Annotated in this window: 5 protein-coding genes and 2 pseudogenes; all 7 read left to right on the top strand. The window is 37.3% G+C overall.

Annotated features, from left to right (window positions below; translation table 11 throughout):
- The first annotated feature begins 85 nt into the window (after positions 1-85).
- Positions 86-883, top strand: a complete 798-nt coding sequence (map, locus tag ARSQ2_RS03385) for a type I methionyl aminopeptidase (RefSeq protein ID WP_181994349.1) — start codon at positions 86-88, stop codon at positions 881-883.
- Positions 884-1,020: 137 nt separating this feature from the next.
- Positions 1,021-1,383, top strand: a pseudogene (locus tag ARSQ2_RS03380) (DUF294 nucleotidyltransferase-like domain-containing protein); the annotation flags it as partial.
- Between the two features lie 105 nt (positions 1,384-1,488).
- Positions 1,489-2,115 (top strand): annotated as a pseudogene (locus tag ARSQ2_RS14630) ([protein-PII] uridylyltransferase family protein); the annotation flags it as partial.
- 92 nt (positions 2,116-2,207) lie between these two features.
- Positions 2,208-2,426: an HD domain-containing protein gene (locus ARSQ2_RS14625; protein WP_238334293.1), complete on the top strand. Its 219-nt coding sequence runs from the start codon at positions 2,208-2,210 to the stop codon at positions 2,424-2,426.
- A gap of 479 nt (positions 2,427-2,905) precedes the next feature.
- Positions 2,906-3,496, top strand: coding sequence for a hypothetical protein (locus tag ARSQ2_RS14620; RefSeq protein WP_238334292.1), 591 nt, complete (start codon positions 2,906-2,908; stop codon positions 3,494-3,496).
- Positions 3,497-3,522: 26 nt separating this feature from the next.
- Positions 3,523-4,347, top strand: a complete 825-nt coding sequence (gene dapD / locus ARSQ2_RS03365; protein WP_181994347.1) for a 2,3,4,5-tetrahydropyridine-2,6-dicarboxylate N-succinyltransferase — start codon at positions 3,523-3,525, stop codon at positions 4,345-4,347.
- A gap of 99 nt (positions 4,348-4,446) precedes the next feature.
- On the top strand, positions 4,447-4,818 hold the full coding sequence (locus tag ARSQ2_RS03360) for a DUF3461 family protein (RefSeq protein ID WP_181994350.1): 372 nt from the start codon (positions 4,447-4,449) through the stop codon (positions 4,816-4,818).
- Positions 4,819-5,012 lie beyond the last annotated feature (194 nt).

Here is a 5,012-nt window from a genome sequence, read left to right as displayed (position 1 = left end):
GCTATAGAGTATTTATATTTAATCAACATAATTGGCTGATAAGTGCATTTTTACTCATTTAAATCAGCATAAATAGGCAGAATTCATGGCTATCTCAATTAAAACGGAAGAAGATATTCAGAAAATGCGTATCGCCGGACATTTGGCGGCGGAAGTGTTAGAAATTATTGAACCTTACATAAAACCGGGCATTTCTACCGGTGAACTTGATCGCATTTGTCACTCACATATCGTCGAAAAACAGCAAGCTATCCCAGCTTGTTTAAATTATCATGGCTTTCCTAAATCTATCTGTACATCCGTTAATGATGTTATTTGTCATGGTATTCCGAGTGATGAAAAAATCTTAAAAGAAGGTGATATCATTAATATTGATGTCACCGTTATTAAAAATCGCTTCCATGGCGACACTTCCAAAATGTTTATTGTGGGCAAACCAACCATTCAAGACGAACGGTTGTGTAAGGTAACACAGGAAAGCCTTTATCTTGCTTTAAAAATGGTCAAACCTGGTATTCGTTTACGGACGATAGGTCAGGAAATTCAGCAATTTGTTCAACAGCATCATTTTTCTGTCGTGCGCGAATATTGTGGCCATGGTATTGGTCGAGTCTTTCATGAAGAACCTCAAGTATTACATTACGATGCTGATGACGGTGGCGTGATACTGCAAAAAGGCATGACTTTTACTATCGAACCAATGGTAAATACCGGCGATCATCGTATTAGAACAATGAAAGATAGCTGGACAGTAAAAACAAAAGATCGAGGTTGGTCGGCACAATATGAACATACTTTAGCTGTCACCGAGGATGGCTGTGAAATTTTTACCTTACGGAAAGAAGAAGAGCCATTTATTTCGGCTATATTAGTGAATAGATAATTTTCAGATTGGGCCTCCATAATTTTGGAGGCTTTTACATTAATGATATTGTTTTACTGCTTTTTATTGTCTATTCATACCATTTAGTAGTGATCGCATAATCAGATCTCCTCCAGCAATTTCGCGGTTATAATACCATGATGAAAAGTAATCAGCCTGTCCCTCTCATCCTTGCGCTTGATAAATTATCTCAAGAAGATTTTACTTTATCTTTACTAAAACAACAGGTAGAGCGTTTGCAAAAATGGTTAGAACAATTTTTCAAGGAGGGAGTTACCGCCGCTGAACTTATTGCGGTCCGTAGGAATTATCTTGATAAGTTACTCCAGCGTCTTTGGCAAATTAATCGTTTCGAGCTAATTCCCCAATTATCATTAATTGCCGTGGGTGGTTATGGCCGACAAGAATTACATCCACTATTAGATATAGATTTATTAATTTTAAGTCAACATCCTTTAGCTACCGCTATCACCACTAAGATTGGTCAATTTATTACTCTATAGCTGGGCGACTTTAAAATGATTACAAGTAATTACTCTATATCAGTAAATTTATCTTGGAGAAAAACGTATATTTTGTAATCAAAATTAAGACGCTTAGTTATACTATGGGACTTGGATTTTCAAGTTGGCCATAGTGTGCGCACATTAGAAAAATGTTTACAGGCAGGACAAACAGATCTGTCTATCTCAACTAATGTATTTGAATTAAGGTTAATTTGTGGCGATCAAGCTCTGTTTCTATCATTACAGCAAGCAATATATAGCGATAATTTTTGGCCGTCTGATAAATTTTTTCTGCCAAACGTAGTGAACAACAGTTGCGCCACCAACGTTATCATAGTACCAGTTACAACCTTGAGCCAGATATCACTTGAGCCAGATATCAAAAGTAGTCCCGGCGGTTTAAGTGATATTGACATACTGTTATGGGTCGCACGCCGACATTTTGGTGCAACCACCATTGAGCAGACAGTTCATTTCGACTTTCTAAGTCAAGCAGAATATCGAGAATTAAAAATATGTTTAAATTTTTTGCTTCGTATTCGATTTGCGCTGCATTTAATGATAAAATGTTATGACAATCGCCTAGTATTTGAACATCAATTAAATGTTGCCCGCTTACTTGGTTATCAAGGTAAAGACAATCAGCCCGTTGAGAAAATGATGAAAGACTATTATCGTGTCATACGACCCATGCTGCTACAACTGTTTGATGAAGCCATCCTTAGCGAAAACAAACCTAGCCGCACCCACATAAACTTGATATATCTGGGCGACTTTAAAATGATTACAAGTAATTACTCTATATCAGTAAATTTATATTGGAGAAAAACATATATTTTGTAATCAAAATTAAGACGCTTAGCTATAATAGTCACCAACATCCTTTGTGTGTTGCCATTTATAGCAAGCTTGCTCAGCCTGAAATTTTACGTCTGGCGGCTATGTTTCATGATATCACTAAAGGCAGAAAAAGTGATCACTCTGAACTGGGCGCGGAAGATGCAAAACAATTTGCCCTAGAACACGGGCCTATATGAACATGATTCATCCTTAATTACCTGGCTTGTATGTCAACATCTTTTGATGTCAGTGACCGCCCAACGGCGTGATATTCAAGATCCCATTGTTATTAAACAATTTTCCAGTGAAGTGAAATCAATAAACAGGCTGGATTATTTTTTGTGTCTGACTGTTGCCGATATATGTCCAACCAATAATAGCTTATGGAATAGCTGGAAACAGAGTCTATTAAAAAAGCTGTATCTATTAACAAAAATCAATTAAATCAAGATACGCAAGCAATACCCACTTTACGTCAACGGATCCAATCCAATCGCTTGCAAGCGTTAACCCAGCTGGGCGAAAAAATATTGATCAAGGTGAGCTGAAAAAATTATGGGCACCCAGCCATGCTGATTATTTTTTACGCCATACTCCCCAGCAACTTGCCTGGCACGCTAGCGCTTTATTAAAACACAATTTAAATGAACCATTAATACTGATCAGTACCGTATCTGTGATGGTGGTACTGAAATTTTTATCTCGTGTCCAGATCGACCATCTCTATTTGCCGCGGTTTGCCGCGGTTGCTGGAGAACTTGATAGACGAAATCTTAATATCCATAGCGCCCAAATCTTTACTAACAAAGATAATACGACGATGGATACTTTTGTGGTATTAGATCCTAAAGGGCAACCGTTGGCTCATGATCGCTATGAAAATATTCGCCAACCCTTATTAAAAGTTATTAAGACCCCAAATAGCAAAACTTTGAAAACACGTAACCCCTATCATAGATTTCGCCATTTTAACGTACCAACTAAAGTACATTTTTTGCCCAATTTTAATGGCAGGCGGACTTATATGGAGCTTGTCGCCCTCGATCAACCCGGATTATTGGCACAGATCGGTAATATATTTACTGAAATGGCCGTGCTCTTACACGGAGCTAGGATCACAACGATTGGAGAAAGAGTTGAGGATTTGTTTGTACTTACTGTTCAAAAGAACCAGGCACTCGATCAAAATCGACAACATAAACTGGCAGAAAAATTGACCCAAGCCCTGACTGCAATAGATAAAGAAAATAGTAAACATGTTAAATAATTACAACCCAGAGGATGAGTAATTTTATGGAGCAACTTAAAACCATTATTGAAAATGCTTTTGAACATCGCGCAGAAATCACACCCGCGACGACCAATGTTCAACTAAGTGATGCAATCAATCAGGTGATCACTCAACTTGACAAAGGCCAGTTAAGAGTCGCTGAAAAGATAGATGGACAATGGACAACACATCAATGGCTTAAAAAAGCCGTATTACTCTCTTTTCGTATCAATGAAAATCGATTAATCGAAGGTGCAGAAAGCCCCTATTTTGACAAAGTAGCCATGAAATTTGCTGAGTATGATCATGCTCGTTTTCAACAAGAAGGACTTAGAGTTGTTCCACCAGCAACGGTTCGAAAAGGTGCGTTTATCGCCCGAAATACCGTTTTAATGCCATCTTACGTTAATATTGGTGCCTATATTGACGAAGGATCAATGATAGATACCTGGGTAACAGTTGGCTCTTGTGCGCAAATTAGCAAAAATGTTCACTTATCTGGTGGTGTTGGTATTGGTGGTGTGCTAGAACCCTTGCAAGCTAATCCAACTATTATCGAAGATAACTGTTTTATTGGTGCTCGCTCTGAAATTGTTGAAGGGGTCATTGTTGAAGAAGGCTCGGTTATCTCAATGGGCCTTTATATTGGCCAGAGCACCAAAATTTATGACAGGGAAAGCTGTGAAATTCTCTATGGCCGAATTCCAGCCGGCTCGGTCGTCGTCGCGGGTAATTTACCGGCCAAAAATGGCAACTACAGCCTATATTGCGCAGTGATTGTCAAAAAAGTCGATGACAAGACTAGAAAGAAAGTTGGCATTAATGAGTTACTAAGAACAATAGACTAAAATTTATCATAGCGGATTATCAATTGAATATCCGCTTAGCCTTATTATTATGTTAATCTGTAACAATTGTTAGATAACCTTATTCCGTTAGGTATTAATATGTATGATAACTTAAAAAGCTTAGGGATCACTCAACCTGAAGATATCGATCACTACACCTTTCGCCAAGAAGCAAATCATGAAATTCTAAAGATTTATTTTCGCAAAGATAAAGATGAACACTATGCTAAAAGTGTAAAATTCAAATATCCGCTGCAACGAAAGCTGGTTAATCTAAATAACAATCTCAAAAAGACAAATGAAATTAATCTCCACCTACGGGATGTGATCGAAGAATTAAATCAAATTTATCAACATGACCAAAGCAACCATGATTTAAAAAGTAAAATATTAAATGATTTGGGCCATTTAGAATCTGTCGTAATCAGCAAAATTGGGGAAATTAAATCAGATTTAAAAAAACTTTCCTGAATAACTCACTTCTGCGTATTTATGCTAATACCAACTGAGCGGTAGGCCAGATTTGTATTTTAAGCAGATAAACTCGCATAACCGTTTAACAATATAGCTAAGCGACTTAATTTTGATGACATTATTTATATGAGCTATTCAATTGATTTTAGACGTAAAGTGATATTTACGATGGAAGAAGAAGGGTTGAGTAT

Source organism: Arsenophonus endosymbiont of Bemisia tabaci Q2, from assembly GCF_902713415.1.
GTDB lineage: Bacteria > Pseudomonadota > Gammaproteobacteria > Enterobacterales > Enterobacteriaceae > Arsenophonus.
The sequence above is the reverse complement of the archived record's forward strand: the minus strand, read 5'-3'. Positions and strand labels throughout refer to the sequence as shown.